The sequence below is a fragment of the Photobacterium sp. DNB22_13_2 genome (assembly GCF_052873915.1).
In genome coordinates this window covers 1-21,059 of sequence record NZ_JBNNXU010000017.1, presented here as the reverse complement: position 1 = coordinate 21,059, position 21,059 = coordinate 1, and the positions used below count along the sequence as shown (strand labels likewise).

Genomic DNA, 21,059 nt, shown 5'->3' with positions numbered 1-21,059 from the left:
TTCTCTTACTGTCAGTAACTATTTCCACGCTGTAATCGCCCCATTCTCATTAACATAGTTTTAAACTTATTACTTTGTTTTGATATCATTAGCCAGATTCAGCGATGAATTACCCTCTGGTAGGCACGCCTTACCACAGATGGAAAAGGCTTTTCTCTGGAAATAACAACAATTAGGAAGGGACAAACATGGCATTTACGCAATTCGTCAAAGTCAGTGCACTTGCTGCTGCAGTAATGACCACTGGTATGGCCAATGCCCAAGACTTCATCACAATCGGGACCGGCTCTGTAACCGGTGTTTACTACCCGACTGGTGGTGCAATTTGTAAGCTCGTCAACAAAGACCGTAAAGAACACAATGTTCGCTGTTCAGTCGAGTCTACCGGTGGCTCGATCTATAACGTTAACACCATGCGTGCAGGCGAATTGGACTTCGGTATCGTCCAGTCTGATTGGCAGTACCATGGCTATAACGGTACCAGCAAGTTCGAAGAGCAGGGCCCGTACAAGAAACTACGCGCAGTGTTCTCACTGCACACCGAACCGTTCAACATCATTGCCCGTACCGACGCAGGTATCAACGGTGTCGAAGATCTGAAAGGCAAGCGCGTGAACATCGGTAACCCAGGCTCAGGCGATCGCGCCACTATGGGTGTGGTAATGGACGCGATGGGCTGGACCAACAAAGACTTCAAACTGGCTTCCGAGCTAAAAGGCTCCGAGCGTTCACAGGCTTTGTGCGACAACAAGATTGACGCCTTTGTTTATGTCGTCGGTCATCCAAACGGTTCGATCAAAGAAGCTACCACATCTTGTGATGCCAAGCTGATCCCAGCAACGGGTCCGAAGATTGACCAAATCGTGGCAGACAACCCGTACTATGCCAAGAGCACCGTACCGGGCGGTATGTACAAAGGAACAGACGGTGACGTCAATAGCTTCGGTGTTGCAGCAACACTAGTGTCTTCTAGCGACGTCTCAGATGAAGTTGTTTACGCTGTCGTGAAGTCAGTGTTCGAAAACTTCGATACCTTCAAGCGTCTGCACCCGGCTTTTGCCAACCTCAAGCCTGAAGACATGGTCAAAGATGGCTTATCTATCCCACTACACCCTGGTGCAGTGAAATACTACAAAGAAGCAGGTTACCTGAAGTAATCCCGCTGATAGGCAACACTGTCCAGCAAGCGCCGCATCATGGCGCTTGCTGTTTCTCGTATTCATCCCAATAAATTCTAATCACACCCTAGCCCATCGAAGAAGGATTATGCATGACGAAGACAACGCAATCGTCGACAGATGTGCAAGATATGGTGGCTCAGGCGGATACCGGGGCACGGAGCCCGATTGGACTGGCTGGACGTATCCTGTGGTTTGTTCCACTCTGTTGGTCTCTGTTCCAGCTTTGGTACGCTTCACCGTTACCGTTTATTTTCAATTTCGCCGTCCTGAACGACACCGAAGCCCGTTCTATTCACTTGGCTTTTGCCATCTTTCTAGCCTTTACCGCCTACCCGGCAATGAAGCGCTCACCACGCGACCGGATCCCGCTAGTCGACTGGATCCTAGCCCTTGCAGGAAGCTTTGCCGCTGCTTATATCTATTTGTTCTACACCCAACTAGCTGGCCGCTCCGGTGCACCGACCCAAATGGATATCGTGGTCGCGGTCATCGGTATGGTTCTGTTGCTTGAGGCAACCCGACGCGCACTGGGGCCACCTCTGATGGTCGTCGCAGCCGTGTTCTTGCTTTACACCTTCGGCGGCCCGCACATGCCGGATGTCATTGCCCATAAAGGTGCCAGCCTCAACAAGGCAATGTCGCATCTCTGGCTTACCACTGAAGGGGTATTCGGCATCGCGGTCGGTGTATCGACCTCGTTTGTCTTCCTTTTTGTATTGTTCGGGGCCATGCTCGAGCGTGCAGGTGCCGGTGCCTACTTTATCAAAGTGGCCTTTTCGCTACTGGGGCACATGCGGGGCGGTCCAGCCAAGGCGGCGGTTGTCGCCTCCGGACTGTCTGGCTTGGTCTCAGGCTCATCGATTGCCAACGTGGTAACGACCGGTACTTTCACGATCCCACTAATGAAAAAAGTCGGCTTCCCGGGCACCAAAGCCGGTGCAGTCGAAGTCGCAGCCTCAACAAATGGCCAGTTGACTCCGCCCATCATGGGGGCAGCAGCTTTCCTAATGGTTGAATATGTGGGGATCTCCTATGTCGAAGTGATCAAGGCCGCCTTGCTACCCGCACTGATTTCCTACATCGCTCTTATCTATATTGTTCACCTAGAAGCCTGCAAAGCCGGGATGTCTGGTCTGGAACGTCGCTATAAGCCGACCCTAGCCCAGAGCCTACTGTCTTTCTGCGGCACGATTCTCGCCTTGGTAGTTCTTAGTGCGCTGGTATATTACGGAGTCGGTTGGACCAAAGATGTATTTGGGGCCGCAGCAACACCGATGATCGCCGTAGTGGTCCTGATCGCGTATGTGGCACTAATCAAAGTCGCTGCTGACTATCAGGATCACACGCTAGAAGATCCAAACGCTGAGATCACCGAAGTCCCGGATCCGGGGCCGACGATGAAGTCCGGTCTTTACTTCCTGCTACCTATTGTCGTCTTGGTATGGTGCTTGACCGTTGAACGCTTCTCGCCGGGGCTATCCGCTTTCTGGGCGACCGTGTTTATGATCTTTATTCTATTAACTCAACGCCCGTTACTGGCAATGTTCAATAAGGAAAAGACGCTAGCTGAAGCCGGAAAGGAAGGGGTTATCGACTTACTTGAAAGCTTGGTCTCCGGAGCCCGCAACATGATTGGGATCGGTGTGGCGACAGCGGCAGCCGGTATCGTGGTGGGGGTGGTTACCCTGACCGGAATTGGGCTGGTAATGACCGAGTTTGTCGAGTTTATCTCGGGTGGTAACATCATATTGATGCTGCTTTTCACCGCGTTGATCAGCTTGATCCTCGGAATGGGTCTGCCGACTACCGCCAACTATATCGTGGTATCAACCTTGATGGCACCGGTTATCGTCACCCTTGGGGCTCAGAACGGCCTGATCATCCCATTGATCGCCGTGCACTTGTTCGTGTTTTATTTCGGCATCTTAGCCGATGATACTCCTCCGGTAGGCTTGGCAGCCTTTGCGGCAGCCGCTATCGCCAAAAGCGATCCGATCCGGACGGGTATCCAAGGCTTTACCTACGATATCCGAACCGCCATCTTGCCGTTCATGTTTATCTTCAACACCCAACTGTTGATGATGAATATCGACTCTTGGTGGCACCTAATGCTGACTGTCACTTCGGCAATAATAGCGATGCTGACCTTCTCAGCGGCTACACAGGGGTGGTGGTTTACCAAAACAAAATGGTGGGAAGTCGTGGCATTGCTGCTGATCACCTTCACTTTGTTCCGACCGGGTTTCTGGTGGGATATGGTCTACCCGCCGAAGCATGAGATGCCAGGCACCTTGATCGCGGATGCGGCGGACAAGCTAGCTATTGGTCAACCGCTAGAACTGCAAGTTAGCGGGGAAAATCTGGAAGGAAAGTTTGTCACCAAACACGTGCTACTGCCGTTTGACGAAGAAGCGGTATCTCCCGATGATCGCATTGACTCCACCGGCCTGATGCTACGTAAGGATGACGATAAAATGATCGTCGACATGGTCGAGTTTGGAAGCCCAGCAGAACAAGCTGGTATCGACTTCGACTGGGAGATCACTACTGTTAGCCTTCCGGCTGCTCGCCCAATGAAAGAGTGGGTATTTATACCTACGTTACTGCTATTGGGGGCGCTAGGCTGGAATCAACGCAAGCGGGCTAAAACCTTAAGCCACATCAAGTAAACCGCTAATCTGGCCCTTTCATCACGAAAGGGCCAGCCTTATTTGGTATACACTAAAAGAAGCCTCTCCCTTCGAGAACAAAGAGAATAGTATGTATAAGCAAATCTTGGTTCCGGTCGACCTTAATGATAAAGGATTCGCAGACAAAGCGGTTGAATTGGCAGTCTGGCATGCCCAGCACTCCAATGCCACCATCCACTTGCTTAACGTGCTTCCCGGCATTCATATGGCTATGGTATCCAGCTATTTCCCTAAGGATGCGGCACGTAAGATGATGCAAGAGACCCAGCAGCAGCTCAAAGCCTTTGCCGAAAACTATATTCCGCCGGAAATCGTCCACCACCAGCATGTCTCGGAAGGGAAAACATGGACAACGATTTTGGATCATGCCGAAAGAGTTGGTGCTGACTTGATTATTATGCCCAGCCACAAACGCTCTGGCTTGGACAAAGTGATGTTGGGTTCGGTCGCCGCTAAAGTGGTAGAAAACTCCCCAATCAATGTTCTGGTCCTCAAACCACAAGCCCATTTGGCTGAATCTGTCGATAGTTAACACCATCAAGATCAAAAAAGCCCGCTTGAGCGGGCTTTTCTATATACAGCCGTTTTACTTTCTTTGATCATAGCCCCAGCGAGGAACCAGACCTTGTTCAACACCAAGATGATCTAGGATACGTGCGACCATAAAGTCCACCAAGTCCTCGATCGTTTCAGGCTGGTGATAGAAACCCGGCGCTGCAGGCATAATCGTAGTACCCATCTTCGACAGCTTGAGCATATTCTCCAAGTGAAGCGTGGAGAATGGAGTTTCGCGCACCACCATCAGCAATTGACCACGCTCTTTGAGCACAACATCGGCCGCTCGCTCCAGCAGGTTATCCGATAAGCCGTGGGCGACTGAAGCCAGGGTTCCGGCCGAGCATGGGCAAACCACCATTTGCTTGGGTGCTGCAGAGCCAGATGCTACCGGAGAGAACCAATCTTCCTTTCCGCAGACTTCAAGGCCATCAGGATCGCAACCTAGATGTTTCACCAATATCGCCTTGGCTGCGTCAGGACCGGAAGGCAACTTCAAGCCATGCTCCGTCGCCAATACCACCCGTGCAGCGGATGAGATCAACAAGTAAACATGGTAATCCGCCGCCAGCAGACACTCCAGTAAGCGCAACCCATATGGTGCCCCCGATGCTCCGGTCCACGCCAGCGTAATACGTTTTTCTAGGCTACGTTCACTCACCCGCAGCCTCCAGCGCCGCAAGGAGCTTACCGTGAATCCCGCCAAAACCACCGTTACTCATCACCAAAATGTTATCGCCGGGGCGGGCATTCGCCACAACCTTACTCACTAATGCATCCAAATCACTATCAGTCTGGCTAGGTTGTTGACAATGCTCAGCGATTTCATCCACCGACCATGGAATATTATCAGGCTGATAAATAAAGACTTCATCGGCCACAGCCAATGCTGGAGCCAAATCCAATTTGTGCACCCCAAGTTTCATGGTGTTCGAGCGAGGCTCTAATACCGCCAGAATGCGCTGCTGGCCAACCTTGGCACGCAAGCCACCGAGTGTCAGCTCTACCGCCGTCGGGTGATGAGCGAAATCATCATAGACTTTTACCCCGGCCTGCTCGCCTTTAAACTCCAAGCGGCGCTTAGTGTTGATAAAGGTCCCCAGCGCCTCGCACGCCAAATCTGCCGTGACACCAACATGACGGGCAGCCGCAATAGCCATCAGGGCATTATTGACATTGTGATCACCAATCAGGTCCCAGTCGACTGTTCCGACCTTGTCGCCGTCAAGCAACACATCAAAGCGACTACCTGCAGGATCAAGCTTGTTGGCCTGCCAGTGACCACCGTCACCGGTAAATTCCAGTTCGCTCCAGCAGCCCATCTCTAGCGTTTCGTCAATCGCTTTAACGCCTTTGGGCGCGAAAATCCGACCATTGCCCGGTACTGTTCTGACCAAATGGTGGAACTGCCGTTGGATAGCCTTCAAGTCATCAAAGATATCTGCGTGATCGAACTCGAGGTTATTCATAACCAAGGTACGTGGTCGATAATGAACAAACTTAGAACGCTTATCGAAAAAAGCACTATCGTATTCGTCCGCCTCGACGACAAAGAACATACTTTCGCCTAAACGTGCGGAAACACCGAAGTTTCCTAGTACGCCCCCGACTAAGAAACCTGGTTTATACCCACAATCTTCCAGGATCCAAGCCAACATACTGGCTGTAGTGGTCTTACCATGGGTGCCAGAAACGGCCAGTACCCAGCGGTCATGCAGCAGAATCTCCTGCAGCCACTGTGGCCCCGAGGTATAGCGCAGATTTTTATCCAAGACATACTCTACGCAAGGGTTACCACGGCTCATCGCATTGCCAACCACGACCAAATCAGGTGCGGGTTCCAATTGAGAGGGGTCATAACCTTGAATTATTTCAATGCCTTGAGATTCAAGCAAAGTACTCATCGGCGGATAAACATTGGCATCGCAGCCGGTCACTTTATGGCCCAACTGACGGGCAAGAACTGCCGCACCGCCCATGAAGGTGCCACAAATTCCTAGGATATGGATGTGCATAACTATCGGCTCACTCGGTAATTTTCACTAATTTCACGCTAATGCGTTACTTCGTTACCATAAAAAAGATCTTTATATACAATATTTTATACAAAATAGAGCACACACTATAAAAAGGCGAAATGCCAATATGGGTATAAAAATTGTCCATTAGAGACATTGTACCTGACTTAACTGCCCCAATGACAACAAGATGCAAGGATTGTATATGTCCGATATTAGAACCCTTGGCGAGTTCATTGTCGAGAAACAGCACGACTTCCCCCACGCCAGCGGTGAGCTTTCCTCCCTGCTGAGCTCAATCAAACTTGCGGCGAAAATCGTCAACCGCGAAATCAACAAAGCAGGCTTGGTTGATATTACAGGTGCGTTCGGTGGCGAGAATGTGCAGGGTGAAGAGCAGCAAAAGCTCGATGTGTATGCCAATGATAAGTTCAAAGCCGCACTGGAAGCCCGTGACCAGGTGTGTGGTGTAGCGAGTGAAGAAGAAGACGAAGCCGTTTCTTTCAACAAGGAGCTGAACCGAAACGCAAAATACGTTGTTTTGATGGACCCATTGGATGGTTCTTCGAATATTGACGTAAACGTTTCCGTCGGTACCATCTTCTCTGTTTACCGCAGGGTATCCCCTGTCGGTACACCTGCAACAGAAGAGGATTTCCTCCAGCCTGGCCACCAACAAGTTGCCGCTGGTTATATCATTTATGGTTCTTCAACCATGCTTGTATATACGACAGGTAACGGTGTGCATGGCTTTACTTATGACCCATCTTTGGGGGTTTTCTGCCTATCGCACGAAAACTTGCAAACCCCGGAAGACGGCCGTATTTACTCGATCAATGAAGGTAACTACTTCCGTTTTCCTATGGGTGTAAAGAAGTACATCAAGTACTGCCAGGAAAATGTACCGGAAGATGACCGCCCATATACCTCGCGTTATATTGGCTCACTGGTTTCAGACTTCCACCGTAACCTCTTGAAGGGAGGTATCTACTTGTACCCAAGTACAGCAACCCACCCTAATGGTAAGCTGCGTCTACTGTACGAATGCAACCCGATGGCCTTCCTGATTGAACAGGCAGGCGGTAAGGCTTCAGATGGTGAAGGCAGAATCATGGATATCAAGCCTACTGAACTCCACCAGCGTGTACCTTTCTTTGTCGGTTCAACCAACATGGTGGAGAAAGTCGAAGCTTTCTTGGCTGAGTTCCCCGATCAAGACTAAGTAAACAAACAGGCTGAGTTTCTCAGCCTGTTTTCTTCTTGCTGTCCCTCTTTCCCCCTCAAAGCGTTAGCCATGCCTACAACTTATTGCTATTAGACAATAAAAGAAGGTTGTTGGTATTATAATTTCAACAACACCAACAATTGATTAACCAAGCAAAAGGAAGAGACGATGAGCCTGAATCAGGTCCCAGCTGGAAAGGACATACCCGAAGATATCTATGTTGTCATTGAAATCCCTGCTAATGCCGATCCAATCAAGTATGAGGTTGATAAAGACAGTGGCGCTGTTTTTGTCGACCGGTTTATGTCTACACCGATGTTTTACCCTTGTAACTACGGTTATGTAAACCACACCCTATCACTTGATGGTGACCCAGTTGATGTACTAGTACCAACACCTTTCCCTTTGGTTCCAGGCTCGGTGATCCGCTGCCGTCCTGTAGGTGTGCTAAAAATGTCTGACGAATCAGGCGAGGATGCAAAAGTCGTCGCGGTACCTCACAGTAAACTAACCAAAGAGTATGAACATATTCAGGATGTTAATGACCTACCTGAACTATTAAAGGCCCAAATAACCCACTTCTTCGAGCGATACAAAGAGCTTGAACCGGGTAAATGGGTGAAAGTGGAAGGCTGGGCAGATGCTACCGCCGCCAAGGAAGAGATCCTAGAGTCATTCAAGCGCGCTCAGGAAAAATGAACATAAAGCTAATTTATTCCCGGGCGTACGCCCGGGAAAGTAACAGAGGTATTCCTATGCAAAGGCTGATGATAGCCGCTGCTTTTATGTTGGGCTCATGGGCCAACACGTCACTCGCAGACGTCGTGACAGCAGATGAATTTTGGCAGTCTTACCATGGTCCACATTCCGGTAAGCCAATGATCATCGATGTTCGCTCCCACGAGGAGTTTATCGAAGGCCATCTTCCAAGCGCGATCAACATACCTTACGAGCAGATAGAGCTGCTGACCACTTTTGCCCCAGATAAAAGCCAGTCACTCTTTATCTACTGCCGATCTGGCCGCCGTTCAGGGATTGCCGAAGAAGCCCTCTATAAACTTGGCTACTCCAAGATTTACAACGGAGAAAGCTATCAGGCATTAATCAGGGCTATACCAAAATAATAATCAGACTTTATCAATACGCTGGCACCAATCACCGCCTTCGATCACCGGTAAATTGCTTACCGAAGGGTTATACAGGTATATCCATGCCTTACCATAGGATGTAGAGATTTCAACCCGATCATACTCAACCGGATACTCTTCGAGCCCATCGAGAGCGCGTAAGATACACGCATTTATTTGATACACCTCCCCCCAGAGCGCTCCTCCATCCGGTGACGTAATTGCGCCAGGGTACGTACCTAGGCTGTAGAGCATATAGCCTTCGGCTAGACGCTCTTTTCCCAGCTTTACCGCTCCTTTGAGGAAGTGTGCATTGGCTTCCCCTTCACGCAACGTCCCGTAAACAAAGACTTTCAAAACGTTTTCAGTCTCGTATTAGTTAAACTCGAACTGATACAACAAGTCAGCAGCACTGTCTAGGCCCGAGACCACTTCAACATAGAGATCTTTCATCAAGCGGTAACGCACGGTAAATTCCGGAATAGAATTAAAAATACCCACCCCGTACTTCACCTGTAAGCCCGGGGCAATATACCCACTGACGGTCACTTGGGTATCATCACCGGAACCCGACGTATCCAATGACAAGTCCTGAACACCAAATGCTTCCCCAACATTACCCACCAGCTGGCCGCTCTGTGCTAAACCCATAGTAAGTAATGTGGTTGCCATCGCATCACTACTGTCACCCGACTCACTATCCAAATCCTTCCCGCGTAAAATATAGGACAGGGCATTTTGTTGTGGCATTGCCGGATCAGAAAAAATATCGACCCTCGGCTCATCCGCAGGTCCTGTTACCCGCAATCCAGCAATAACATCATCTTCTATGTTGTCTGGATCGCGAATCGCCTCAATCGATAAATAAGGCTGATCAGCCGGACCATTGAACAAAATCTGCCCCTTGCGGATCACCAGTTCCTGGGCAAACGAACGGTAGGTACCATTACGTAGGTTGATTTCACCGTATACCAGCGGACCTTTTTCATCCTGGCGGACATTCAAATCTCCCACCAGCCCAGCTTTAAGTCCGAAGGCCGACAGTTTGACGTCATTACCAATTTTCACCAACACATTGGTTTTAAGGTTAAACGGGATCGGCTGTTCTGCCTCGACCGGTTGCAGATCGGCATTGAGCAATATCTCATCATCCGACACTGAAACGGCAGATTCCGGTAGCTGGTCGACCGTGATACGTCCCCATGGTATCCCTATGCTGCCCGTGATCTCTGCTTGCTTCGGCGTTGCTTTGATAGTCAAATCCGGTGATACCTTCACCGCCAGCAATGGCGGTACTGTCACTTCAAGCTCTCGGCCGTTAACGCCGAGCTGTCCACGCCAATTTGCCAGATCCTGCCAATTACCGTCACCGGTGATATTCAATTTACCATCCGGTGTCACCACCTCACCGTTCAGCCGAGCCTGGTAGCCACTGAAGGTGGCCGTTATATCAGCTTTATCTATATCAACGGGTACCGTGCGTCCTGAGGCTTTAACATTACTGACCTTGAGCAAGCCATTTACAGCTGGATGCATCACCGGCCCTGTAACCGAGAGATCGGCATCAACCTGACCATCGAAGCTGTGATAGTCCATCAATAAAGGCTTAAGAAAACCTAGCATAAAGCGATCGAGCTTCACATGGGCATCCAATTGCTGATCACCACTTAGGGACAAGACTTTGGCACGGCCACTCAAATCACCATTGTTTCGGATCGCAAAGAGCCAATCTGCAATGAGCGTATCTTGTTTAACTTCCGCATTGATTGTCACCTTATCCCAACCGACAGTGACCGGATCCAAATCAGGGTCTTGCTGCTGGGTCACGCTGCCAGCAGGCAAATTGACGCTGGCTTTAACATACGGTGCAGACTTCGGTGCCCATGCAACCTCGGCTTGCGCACCTGCGCTACCTTTAAGCTCTACCGTATCCGGTAAGTATGGCTCCAGCATCTCGAAACTGACATTGGTCAACGCCACACTGGCACGACCGCTCGCACCAGCTTCCATATTCTGAGTCAGACACAATGCACCTTTTCCCCGGTATTGTTCCCAGCAATGTGCCGCAACACTGACCAACTGCTTATCAAACAGATAACCAATTGCCGTGGAGCGATCAAGCTTCCAAACTCCCAGTTCGGTATCAATTTCTCCTTGCTGGAGGGCACCACGCCAACCTTTATCTCTGTCTAGCTCACCTTGCAGGCGCAATGCCGTGCTTACCGGGTCGGCATTCACATCAAGCACCAATTGATGCTGCTTTTCATTACCCTTAAACAACAGAGAGAGATCTTTCAGGGTCACAGTATCATAGCGACCACCAGCGGCTGTCAGACTAACATCGGCATCCAGCGCTGGCATTGGGGTGATTTGCCCTTTCAGCGTCAGTTTTTCAAGCGAGGTTAACTCTTCCCAACCTAGTGCCTCACCAATTAAATCGACATCCAAATCTGGCTCAGCCATTTTCCCTTTCAGCTGAATATTTCCCTTCACACTGCCACGTAAACCGGGCACGGATTGAGCTAGATCAGGGGCATTGATCTCGGCAGCCATATCCCAGCTTCTGGTTAACCGGCCTTTGGCTGAAAACCCGTTTGGACCATGCTTCAATGCCAAACCCTGGGTGTCCAACTGAAGCTCGCCTTTACCAGCCGTATCTTTGGCCGACAACTGACCAACCAGGTCAAGCTGTTGCTCCATCACCACACCATCAACAACCAATTCTGGCAATTCGACGTACCACCCCCCCTGCTTGGTAAGGCCACCCGATGTCCTTAACTTACCACTTAAATCACCTGGTATATCCTGCCATTCCAAGCCTGGTTGGATATGGCTGAAAGCAAGCTCACCTTGCCAATTCACCAAGTCTTTCCAGCTTGCTTTTGCATTACCGGAAATTGCCCCCCCCAAGGTATTAACGGCAAGGCGGCTCAGTTCAACATCATCAAGGCTCCCCTTACCCACTAATTCGGCTCCGACCGCAGGCATAGGTTTACCATCAACCTGGCTTTTTAGTGCGAAACTGTAACCATCAAGACTACCTTTCGCCGTCAACTGTGTCTCTTTGACTTCGAAATCTGGCTCGCTATCAATTGGCCATTGCAAGTGTTGGCTCTCAAGGGAGAGATCAAAAGGTAGCGCAGGGTCCAACGGTGACAAACGTCCCTTCAACCAAGCATCCAGCGTCCCTTTGACACGGGCATCCAAAACTAAGTTGGCCACACTACCCTCAGCACTAAGTGTCAGCTGATGGTTTTTCAGTGGATCCATATTGATGGCAACATCTGCCTTGAGTGCCAGCGGATAGTCGTCAGTTAATGCAATATTGGCATTCGCTTCCAGGACAGCCTGCGGAGCTGAAACCTCCAACTTATCAACAACGACGTCACTGCCTTTCGCCTTCGCTATCAACTCCAATTTCTCGACAGTCTGAGGCGTCTCGCCATGAAGAGTGAATGCCTCAATAGTAAAGCGTTGTATATCCACTGATAGTGGGATGATAACTTCGGGCAACACAATGGTCTTCGATACCGTGCTCTCAGGAGATGTAACCTCAGGCTCAGAAGTCTCGGTCCTCTCAGCACTGGCAGATGCCAGAGTAAGTTCAATTTGCTTCCAGTCTGTCGGCTTGAGGGTCAATTGATCTCCCTGCATATCCGCCGCACTAGAAAAATGTTGCCAAGCTACCTTATTACCCAAGATATCTAGCTCAATATCATCAAGGGTCAAGCGGGAGAGAGTTATGGGAATCGGCAAGCTTATCTCTGTGACGGGCTCAGAAGGCACTTCTTCCTCAGCCTCCTCTGCTGCCGGAGGGAGATCAGGCATCGCAAAGCGAACTCCGGACACTGTAAGCTCAGAAATACAGACTGCGGGGGTCAGTAGGCAGCTGTCTTCAATATCTAAGACCAGTTTAGCGACAGATAGGTCGATACTGTCATCGCTATAATCCACCCGCTGTAGGGAAAAACCATTCAATAAACTTCCCCGACTGGCGCCAATACTCAGCGACGGCAAGGCTTTCTGTGCCCCCCACACTACAACTTTGATCCCTGCCGGTGTATACAACAGTGCAGCTATGGCAATAACTACCACCATCAGTAGTGCCAACAAGGCGATCGCTGAGCGCTTTACCCACATCATATTTCCGGCCCCAATACAAAGTGGAGCTGGAATTTATCTTTTTCTTTATCCAGTCCCCAAGCAAAATCAACACGAATAGGTCCCACCGGCGATGCCCAACGCACACCAACCCCGGTACCTGCTAGCCATTCAGGGCTGTCATTCCAGGCTGAGCCATAATCATAAAATACCGCTCCCCACCAATCACCATAAACCCGGTACTGGTACTCCAACGATGAAGTAAGCATGTACTTCCCCCCTTCCCTAAGGCCAGCCTCATTTCGTGGTGAAATAGACTCATAGCTATAACCTCGAATACTGTTATCACCACCAATGAAAAAGCGCATTGAAGGAGGGATATCTGTCAAGCTATCAGCAAACACCGCACCACCATCTACCCGGAGTAGCCCTCGGTGATTTTCTCCCGAACTCCGGATCCAGGCAGAGCGCCCTCGCAAACGGGTCAAGCGCGAATCCGAACCCAGCGCAGGGTCGGAATACTCTACCGATATCAGCTGTTTATCCCCCCAAGTCGGCATTGCGCCACCTCTCAGGCGTGTCTTGTCATAACTGATCCCCGGGATCACCATAAACAAGTTGCCACTTTCAATTTTACCTTGGGTATAGTCTTCATAGAGCAAGCGCAATGAAGCTACTCGCTTCCAACCTGACTCCAATCGCCAATGCCGCTCAACGGCCAAATTTGTTTCAGTACTGATAGTATCGTGGTTATCGACATAGCGGATCCCGCCTACAATTTGGTAATAATCATTCAAGACATCATCAAGCGGGATTTTATAGGTCGCTTCAATTTTCGGCTGTATCTCAGACAACTCTGTTTTTATGCTCAAGCTGTGGCCCTTGCTGTTTAGCCAAGGTTTGCGCCAGTTGAACTTCAGACGAGGCCCTACATCAGTCGAATAACCAATACCGGTTTCAATTTGGTTTTTAACTTGCGGCTTGACCACCACGCTGACTGGAATTTCTTCGTCTTTGAGATTGGCAATTTCACCACCGACGAAAATCGAAGAGAACCAGCCAACATTAGATAGACGCTGGTTAAACTCACCCAGAGTTGAGGCGAGGTATGGGTCACCCTCCTCGTAAGGCATAAGTGATTCCAGACGATCTAGCTCAATCTGGCTGCCTTCGAAAACTGTTTCGCCAAAGTTATAACGCTGGCCTGAAGCGTATTCAATTGTAATGAATGCCTCGTTACGGCTCGGGGCAACCTCCAAACGGCTGACCTTCAATTCACCATCAAAATAGCCCTTTCTCAACGCCAGGCTCGTCAGTGAAGACTTCAAAGACTCATATTTTCCATGGTTGAGCGTCTGACCCAGCCCCAGTCCACCGGTGCGAACAAGAGCGAGAAAATCAGGATCATTTTTTGCCATACCGGTCAAAAGAATATTACTTCGGGCTATGGTTGTCTTCGGGCCGGCCTCGACCTGAACGATCAGCTCACTGTCGTCTTCCGCTTCAGAAAAGGTAATGGTGGGGTTATAGCGTCCCAATGCTTTTAAGGCATTGCGGATTTCTCCTTCAAGCTGCTCGCGAAAGCGCAAGGAAGTACTGTAATCATCTTCTGGGATTGCAGATACATACGCATCAACATTGTCCTTGAGGCTTCCTTTTAACCCTTTTATTTTCAAAGAGGTCGCGGCTGAAGCCGGTAAAGCAACGGTGAGCGCAAGTGTTGCCAGGCCATACCGCAAAAAAGGTATCTTCATTCTTATTTACTTCATTGGTTAGCGCATTATTTTTATGTTTGTACATGGTTAATTTTGACAAAGCACGAGCCTAACTGCCAATCTTTTGCTTCGAAATTCCACCGAAGTTGAATGTCTCCCCTGTTTATTCTACTTTGAAGACAGTCAGTGACATCAAAATAAGGAAATCCCCCATGTCATCATCCAAGCAAACCTTGCCAACACAAAGCCAAGCCCTGATTGGCCGGGCAACTCCAATTGTGCCTTCGCAACCCCATGCAGTAAACGGTACTCAGCTCAATGATGAAATCCCTCAAGGAATGGAAGTCATTACTGTTGGAATGGGATGCTTTTGGGGAGCTGAAAGACTATTTTGGAAACAGGCAGGTATATACAGCACAGCTGTCGGGTACAGTGGAGGGCTCACCCCTAACCCAAGCTATAAAGAAGTATGTACCGGGCTGACCGGTCATAACGAAGTCGTCAGGGTTATTTTTAACCCCCAACAAATCAGCTTAAATACCTTGCTAACATTGTTTTGGGAGAGCCACGACCCCACTCAGGGCATGCGACAAGGTAATGATGTAGGTACGCAGTACCGTTCAGCAATCTACACCAATTCAGCTCAGCAGTACCAAGAAGCATTAGCCAGCAAAGCCCGATACCAGCAAGCATTAACCGATATCACTATTACCACTGAAATTCTCCCGGCGGGGACATTCTACTTTGCCGAAGATTACCATCAACAATACCTCGCCAAGAATCCCAATGGTTATTGCGGACTAGGTGGAACCGGCATATGTATGCCCCCACAATAACAATATCAAAAAGCTTCTGCACTAAGGTGCTGGATCTCACGGTTGACTTCGCTCAGCACATTCAGCGCCTTGGTGTCCTGCTTTTTCGGTGGTAATAAACGCCCACAATCAAATTCAAAAGCCCCTACGCCGATAATAAATAGCCGGCCGCGAAAGTAACTTTTCACGTACCGAGCAACTTGGTTTGGTCGATATTTTTTGAATACTCTTAACATGGTTCCCTCACAAAATTACTAAGACTATAGACCTTGAAAATGCCCGGATGTTTCCTTTTTCCAAGACAGAATAATTAAGCAAGTTACTTGCCAGTTAATCAATGTTTGCCAAAATGATATCCATTTCATCGACCACCAAACCTAAGCATGCACTTTGTGTTATATTTTTCGTGATTGAGTTCAAGGCTTTACAAACTGGTTAAACCAGCTTAGTGGCAGTAATCTAAGATAATGGCGCGTCTAATAAATAATGGAAAAAATAATGAACAAGAAGCCAATTTTCGCCATGCTGACCATGCTGCTATCCGGGACGGCATTTGCCCATAACCTAACCGTCGGTGATACACTTCCTACTGTTAAGGTTGCTGATAAAGGTGAAATAACTCTACAAGATGACAAAGTTGTCTACCAAGATTGGAACAGCGAGCAGCTAGCAGGTAAGGTGCGAGTTATTCAAGCCATTGCTGGCCGCAGCTCAGCCAAGGCACTGAATGCTGATTTAATAAGTGCCATTACTGCGGCAGACTTTCCTGACGAAAAATACCAAACCACAACCATTATCAATCAAGATGATGCTATCTGGGGTACGGGGAGCTTCGTAAAATCTTCTGCTGAAGACAGCAAACGAGAGTTTTCTTGGTCTTCAATGGTGCTGGATGCCGATGGTACTGTCCATCAGTCTTGGCAGCTTGCTGCGGAGGACTCAGCGATCATTGTCCTTGATAAGAGTAGCCAGGTACTGTTTGTAAAAGAAGGCAAACTATCACCACAAGAAATCGAACAGGCACTAGAGTTGGTAAAGAGTAACCTTTAGGTCAACTTAATAAACCTCAATTAAAATCAAAATGATATGAAAACCATATTATGGAGAAAGTAGTAATGTTATATTATTACATCTCATGGATATGGTTTTCATTTTATCAACGTGAATTTCAAGCGTTATTGGACACACAACCTCAGCCTTATACTAATCAGCCTGATCGTAATTATCGGGCCAGTCACCGTGTTGCACCAACTTGAAGCAGTGTCAGATCACCACCATACGATTGACTGCTCTATCTGCCACATAGTCCATGACAGTTTCCTAGTTCAACATGCTCACTTCTCAGAAACGGGGCAGACCCGCACAATCATCATCAACACGACGCCCCAGCAAGGTTTTCAACGTTATCATTCCCCAATAGCCCGGTCCCCGCCATTTTCCCCTAATTGTTAACACTACTATTTTTAATCTCTAGCAATTTATTGGGGTAACCATGCTTTTTAATCAATCACTTTCACCTGTCGCGGCTCTATTCGTCAGCCTTGGCCTGTCCGTATCTATCTCCGTTTCCGCAGAAGATCACTTTCGTCAACATGATGCCCATCTCCATGGCGTGGTTGAAGTAAATATTGCCCAAGACGGGCAAGACTTATTGATGGAGATCCACGCACCGGGCGCAGATATCGTCGGCTTTGAACACGCACCGCAAACGGACGAACAGAAGACTGCAATTATTGACGCTATCAAGCAACTTAAAGCGCCAGAATCACTATGGGTATTGACGGCCAATGCGAAATGCCAGTTGGTTGAAAGCGTTGCGACGGAAACACTGACTAGCCAAGAGGCTGAAAACCATAAAGGTCATGATGACCATGACAGCCATGACCATGATGACCACGGCCACGATCATGACAGCCATGACCACGGTGCCCATGGAGAATTTTCAGCGCAATACACCTACAAATGTAGCGATATCAATCAACTCACAGAAGTCAAAACCCAGTGGTTTACCCACTATCCATCCACTGAACGTATTACGGTTAACACCATTACGGAAAAAGGTCAGAAAGGTGGGTCATTGACCTCAAACGCCATCACCTTCCGCTTTTAACATCTCGGCAACCAAAAATGGGGAAGTTATTCCCCATTTCAGGACAAACCATGAGCATCATTGAGATTCGCGAACTCACATTCCAATGGCCACGACAAATCAAACCGCTATTGGATATCCCTGCACTGGTAGTGAACAAAGGGGAAAAAGTCTTCATCAAGGGTCCTAGCGGCAGCGGGAAATCAAGCCTTCTGAGTTTATTAGCAGGAATCAACGAGCCAACCACTGGCACTGTCGAGCTGCTAGGTCAACCTTTCAGCAACCTAAAACCGACCGCCCGAGACCGATTCAGGGCAGATCATATTGGTTACATCTTCCAGATGTTCAACCTGCTACCTTATCTCTCTGTAATTGATAATGTACTCCTCCCTTGCCGATTCTCGGCATTACGTAAACAGAAAATTACCGGAGATATGTATGAACAAGCAAAACAACTGCTGACCCAACTGCATTTGCCCACAGAGTGCTTGAATAGCCCAATCAGCGAGCTCAGTATCGGACAGCAACAACGCGTTGCCGCCGCAAGGGCATTGATTGGAAAGCCTAAATTACTGATTGCAGATGAACCTACCTCTGCCTTAGATCATGATAACCGCGAGGCCTTCATTAAATTACTCATGGCCGAGTGTGATAAATCAGAGACAACATTGTTGTTTGTCAGCCATGATGAAACGCTCGAAGCGCTATTTGACCGCAGCATTAATCTTAACGTCATCAACCAAGCGGCAAGGGGATATTAATGGGGCCGATTATTCGTCTCGCTTGGCAAAGCCTAGCCAATCGAAAAGCCACCGCAATACTTACACTACTTACTGTTGCTATTTCGGTTACCCTTTTACTTGGGGTTGAAAAAGTCAGAACGCAGGCAAAATCGAGTTTTGCTAATACTATCTCAGAGACAGATCTCATCGTCGGATCTCGCTCCGGCCAAGTTAATCTGTTGCTCTACTCTGTTTTTAGGATCGGCAATGCCACCAATAACATCGACTGGCAAAGCTTCCAAGAGATCAGCCAACACCGTTCAGTAAAATGGGCGATCCCAATTTCATTAGGCGACTCTCATCGTGGCTTCCGTGTCATTGGAACCAACAGCGACTATTTTGAGCATTATCGTTACGGGCAGAAGCAGCCTCTCGAGCTAGCTCAAGGTGAAGTGTTCGATAGCTTATTTGAAACAGTGATCGGTGGAGAGGTTGCTAAAAAGCTCGGTTACAAAATTAACGATGAAATCATCATTGCGCACGGGATCAGTGACCAGTCCTTTAACCGTCATGATAATCTGCCCTTTAAAATCGTTGGTATCCTTGAACCTACCGGCACCCCTGTAGACCGCAGTGTTCATGTTTCTCTACCCGCAATTGAAGCAATTCATGTTGGCTGGGAAAGCGGAGCCCGTCTAGGTCCAACTCCAGATGCAGAATTGCTGACTAATAAACAGTTCGCTCCCAAGCAGATCACAGCATTTATGCTGGGCCTCAATTCAAAAATCCAAACCTTTGCTCTGCAACGCTATATCAATACCTATACTAAAGAGCCATTGAGCGCCATCATGCCGGGTATCGCACTGCATGAACTTTGGGGCATGATGTCAGTAGCAGAGCAAGCCCTGCTGGTTGTTTCAGGCTTTGTCGTGATCGCGGGACTGCTCGGAATGCTAACCAGCTTATTGACAAGTCTGAATGAAAGGAGACGAGAAATGGCTATCCTCAGGGCCATGGGGGCTAGACCAGGTCATATCTTCTTCCTCCTAACTAGTGAAGCCACCCTCTTGACCGCACTGGGGGTAATCGTCGGTACCTCTTTGCTGTACTTGATTTTAATGATCACTCAGCCAATTATTCAGACGCAGTTTGGGTTACTCATTCCGATCACTGCTCCCACAAGCCACGAACTGTTGTTGTTAGTACTCGTTCAGTTAGCTGGTATGCTAGTGGGTATCATTCCAGCTATCCGCGCCTATCAACATTCACTCTCGGACGGCATGACAATAAAGGTATAATTACATGAAAAGATGGCTACTCGCACTTTGCTGCTGGTTTCCACTGCTTAGCTCTGCGAATGAAGCTTTAACGCTAGATTGGATTGACCTAGTCCCAGAAAAAGAACGCACTCAATTCAATACAAACCAAATGCCTATCCTCAATCATGACGGAGAGGCTGCCAACCAATCGATGATTGGCAACGTCAGAGAAGAACTCAATGGAAGTACGGTCAAAATCCCGGGATTTGTGATCCCTTTGGAGGGGGATGATAAAACCGTCACCGAGTTTCTCTTAGTACCTTACTTCGGAGCATGTATCCACGTACCACCGCCACCACCCAATCAGATTGTATACGTAAAGTTCCCGAAAGGAGCGCCGATACAACAGCTATGGGATGTGGTTTACGTCGTGGGAACATTGAAAACCCAAAGCGTTAGCCATGATCTTGCTGAAGTGGGCTACCTACTTGAAGGCAGTGCCATCGAAGACTACGACGATATGTAATATCCATTTAGCCAGCTTCTCTTGAAGCTGGCCTTCAAATATTTAAGGGTGATCACTATGGAAGGCGAGTGTAAAGTATCCCCGCCCCTTGAGCCGCAAACAACAGACAAAGAAAAGACCCAAAAATCCCCTCCCAATATCATTAGTACGATTGCTGAAGAGCTCGGAGTCAGCTATCAAATAACTAACGATGGGCCAAATACCCTTTCAGAAAGGTATGAAGGCCGACACAAAAAAGAACAACATTTCCAACAAGAAAACCTTGAGAAAATATTCAAGTTAACTTTCGATACTACCTCTCAAGAGAAAGCCAAGAATATCGACCCTGATTGGCTTAACTACTTTACTTCGATAGCAAAAAAAATACGTAATAATTCAATGCAACAACTGTGGAGCCGTATTCTCAGGCAAGAATTTTTGTCCCCAGGCTCAGTATCATTAAAAACGCTTGATACGCTTCGTAATATGACCCACAAAGAAGCACAAGTTTTCCACCGAGCCTGTACACTTTCATGCCATTTCGGCAATGACAGAAGCAAAAAGATTCTGACTGCTTTGAAAGCAAAACACAAGTTCCTACCCAGCCTATTCGCTCCCTCTCTGCACACCGTTCCTTTAGGTAACTTTTCTCTCCCTTACTCCGATCTTCTTATCTTATTAGAGCTAGGGCTTATATTGAAAAGTGAATTAGAGTCGGGGGAGTTGGCATCAGGCATAGAGCTTCCATTTAGCTACCAGAACCATACCTATCAGCTCACTCCACACCAGAAAGGTCTGAGTTTCACGTATTACCGTTTATCGCCAACAGGGCAGGAAATTGCAGAGCTATTAGGCAGTAAGACGCACGAGCCTTTCCGAGAAACCATCCTTGAACTACTGGCTCCATTCTTCGTGGTTGAAATCCAGCGATAACAGCCCTTCACGTAGAATAATAACTTTCGACCGCTGGGCGAACAAATAGATTCAAACGTAAAAAAGCCCGAGTCTTTCGACTCGGGCTTAATATAAGTGGCGGAGCGGACGGGACTCGAACCCG

The 21,059-nt window shown here is 48.4% G+C and carries 19 protein-coding genes; 13 read left to right on the top strand and 6 right to left on the bottom strand.

Going from position 1 to position 21,059, the window contains the following annotated elements; all coding sequences use genetic code 11:
* Window positions 1-188: 188 nt before the first annotated feature.
* The 3 genes from ACVA58_RS20465 (at window position 189) to ACVA58_RS20455 (ending at window position 4,403) form a co-directional block, all read left to right on the top strand.
* Window positions 189-1,157: a TAXI family TRAP transporter solute-binding subunit gene (locus tag ACVA58_RS20465; protein ID WP_446512225.1), complete on the top strand. Its 969-nt coding sequence runs from the start codon at window positions 189-191 to the stop codon at window positions 1,155-1,157.
* A 113-nt stretch (window positions 1,158-1,270) separates the two neighbouring features.
* Window positions 1,271-3,850 carry a TRAP transporter permease gene (locus ACVA58_RS20460; RefSeq protein WP_446512224.1) on the top strand — a complete coding sequence of 860 codons (2,580 nt, stop codon included), beginning with the start codon at window positions 1,271-1,273 and terminating at the stop codon, window positions 3,848-3,850.
* Window positions 3,851-3,941: 91 nt separating this feature from the next.
* Window positions 3,942-4,403, top strand: a complete 462-nt coding sequence (locus ACVA58_RS20455; protein WP_446512223.1) for a universal stress protein — start codon at window positions 3,942-3,944, stop codon at window positions 4,401-4,403.
* A 54-nt stretch (window positions 4,404-4,457) separates the two neighbouring features.
* On the opposite strand, the gene ACVA58_RS20450 is transcribed toward ACVA58_RS20455, so the two are convergent.
* Together ACVA58_RS20450 and mpl are read right to left on the bottom strand one after the other, a co-directional pair.
* The gene (locus ACVA58_RS20450) at window positions 4,458-5,087 is read right to left on the bottom strand and encodes a flavin prenyltransferase UbiX (RefSeq protein ID WP_446512222.1); all 630 of its coding nucleotides are present in this window, start codon (window positions 5,085-5,087) and stop codon (window positions 4,458-4,460) included.
* Complete coding sequence (gene mpl / locus ACVA58_RS20445; RefSeq protein WP_446512221.1) at window positions 5,080-6,441, bottom strand: UDP-N-acetylmuramate:L-alanyl-gamma-D-glutamyl-meso-diaminopimelate ligase; 1,362 nt, start codon at window positions 6,439-6,441, stop codon at window positions 5,080-5,082. Before mpl ends, ACVA58_RS20450 begins: the two co-directional genes overlap by 8 nt.
* Window positions 6,442-6,649: 208 nt before the next feature.
* Here mpl and fbp point away from each other — a divergent pair, with 208 nt between their 5' ends.
* The 3 genes from fbp (at window position 6,650) to ACVA58_RS20430 (ending at window position 8,793) form a co-directional block, all read left to right on the top strand.
* A complete protein-coding gene (gene fbp, locus ACVA58_RS20440; protein WP_446512220.1) occupies window positions 6,650-7,666 on the top strand; it encodes a class 1 fructose-bisphosphatase in 1,017 nt (338 codons plus the stop codon).
* 171 nt (window positions 7,667-7,837) lie between these two features.
* Window positions 7,838-8,368 carry an inorganic diphosphatase gene (gene ppa / locus ACVA58_RS20435; protein WP_446512219.1) on the top strand — a complete coding sequence of 177 codons (531 nt, stop codon included), beginning with the start codon at window positions 7,838-7,840 and terminating at the stop codon, window positions 8,366-8,368.
* Between the two features lie 56 nt (window positions 8,369-8,424).
* Window positions 8,425-8,793 (top strand): rhodanese-like domain-containing protein, encoded by a 369-nt coding sequence (locus ACVA58_RS20430; protein ID WP_446512218.1) that lies wholly within the window; start codon window positions 8,425-8,427, stop codon window positions 8,791-8,793.
* A 3-nt stretch (window positions 8,794-8,796) separates the two neighbouring features.
* Here ACVA58_RS20430 and ACVA58_RS20425 read toward each other — a convergent pair whose 3' ends face one another.
* From ACVA58_RS20425 to tamA, 3 genes are read right to left on the bottom strand one after another with little or no spacing between them, the layout of a single operon-like run.
* Window positions 8,797-9,153 (bottom strand): gamma-glutamylcyclotransferase family protein, encoded by a 357-nt coding sequence (locus ACVA58_RS20425; protein ID WP_446512217.1) that lies wholly within the window; start codon window positions 9,151-9,153, stop codon window positions 8,797-8,799.
* Between the two features lie 18 nt (window positions 9,154-9,171).
* Complete coding sequence (gene tamB, locus ACVA58_RS20420; protein WP_446512216.1) at window positions 9,172-12,939, bottom strand: autotransporter assembly complex protein TamB; 3,768 nt, start codon at window positions 12,937-12,939, stop codon at window positions 9,172-9,174.
* Window positions 12,936-14,651 carry an autotransporter assembly complex protein TamA gene (gene tamA, locus ACVA58_RS20415; protein WP_446512215.1) on the bottom strand — a complete coding sequence of 572 codons (1,716 nt, stop codon included), beginning with the start codon at window positions 14,649-14,651 and terminating at the stop codon, window positions 12,936-12,938. The genes tamB and tamA overlap by 4 nt, the downstream gene beginning before the upstream one ends.
* Window positions 14,652-14,824: 173 nt before the next feature.
* Between tamA and msrA the strand changes: the two genes are divergently transcribed.
* Entirely contained in the window at window positions 14,825-15,448 is a 624-nt protein-coding gene (gene msrA, locus ACVA58_RS20410) for a peptide-methionine (S)-S-oxide reductase MsrA (protein ID WP_446512214.1), read from the top strand.
* Between the two features lie 5 nt (window positions 15,449-15,453).
* Here the strand turns inward: msrA and ACVA58_RS20405 are convergent, their stop codons facing one another.
* Window positions 15,454-15,663: a DUF1107 domain-containing protein gene (locus tag ACVA58_RS20405; protein ID WP_446512213.1), complete on the bottom strand. Its 210-nt coding sequence runs from the start codon at window positions 15,661-15,663 to the stop codon at window positions 15,454-15,456.
* A gap of 262 nt (window positions 15,664-15,925) precedes the next feature.
* On the opposite strand from ACVA58_RS20405, the gene ACVA58_RS20400 reads away from it, so the two are divergent.
* The 6 genes from ACVA58_RS20400 to ACVA58_RS20375 all read left to right on the top strand — a co-directional run bounded on the left by ACVA58_RS20400 (window position 15,926) and on the right by ACVA58_RS20375 (window position 20,935).
* A complete protein-coding gene (locus ACVA58_RS20400) occupies window positions 15,926-16,477 on the top strand; it encodes a YtfJ family protein (protein ID WP_446512212.1) in 552 nt (183 codons plus the stop codon).
* 442 nt (window positions 16,478-16,919) lie between these two features.
* On the top strand, window positions 16,920-17,537 hold the full coding sequence (gene zrgA / locus ACVA58_RS20395; RefSeq protein WP_446512211.1) for a zinc uptake protein ZrgA: 618 nt from the start codon (window positions 16,920-16,922) through the stop codon (window positions 17,535-17,537).
* Between the two features lie 50 nt (window positions 17,538-17,587).
* Entirely contained in the window at window positions 17,588-18,277 is a 690-nt protein-coding gene (locus ACVA58_RS20390) for an ATP-binding cassette domain-containing protein (RefSeq protein WP_446512210.1), read from the top strand.
* Window positions 18,277-19,536, top strand: coding sequence for an ABC transporter permease (locus tag ACVA58_RS20385; protein ID WP_446512209.1), 1,260 nt, complete (start codon window positions 18,277-18,279; stop codon window positions 19,534-19,536). Before ACVA58_RS20390 ends, ACVA58_RS20385 begins: the two co-directional genes overlap by 1 nt.
* Before the next feature lie 4 nt (window positions 19,537-19,540).
* Window positions 19,541-20,023, top strand: coding sequence for a DUF3299 domain-containing protein (locus tag ACVA58_RS20380; RefSeq protein WP_446512208.1), 483 nt, complete (start codon window positions 19,541-19,543; stop codon window positions 20,021-20,023).
* Between the two features lie 57 nt (window positions 20,024-20,080).
* Complete coding sequence (locus ACVA58_RS20375; protein WP_446512207.1) at window positions 20,081-20,935, top strand: TIGR03899 family protein; 855 nt, start codon at window positions 20,081-20,083, stop codon at window positions 20,933-20,935.
* The last annotated feature ends 124 nt before the right edge of the window (window positions 20,936-21,059 follow it).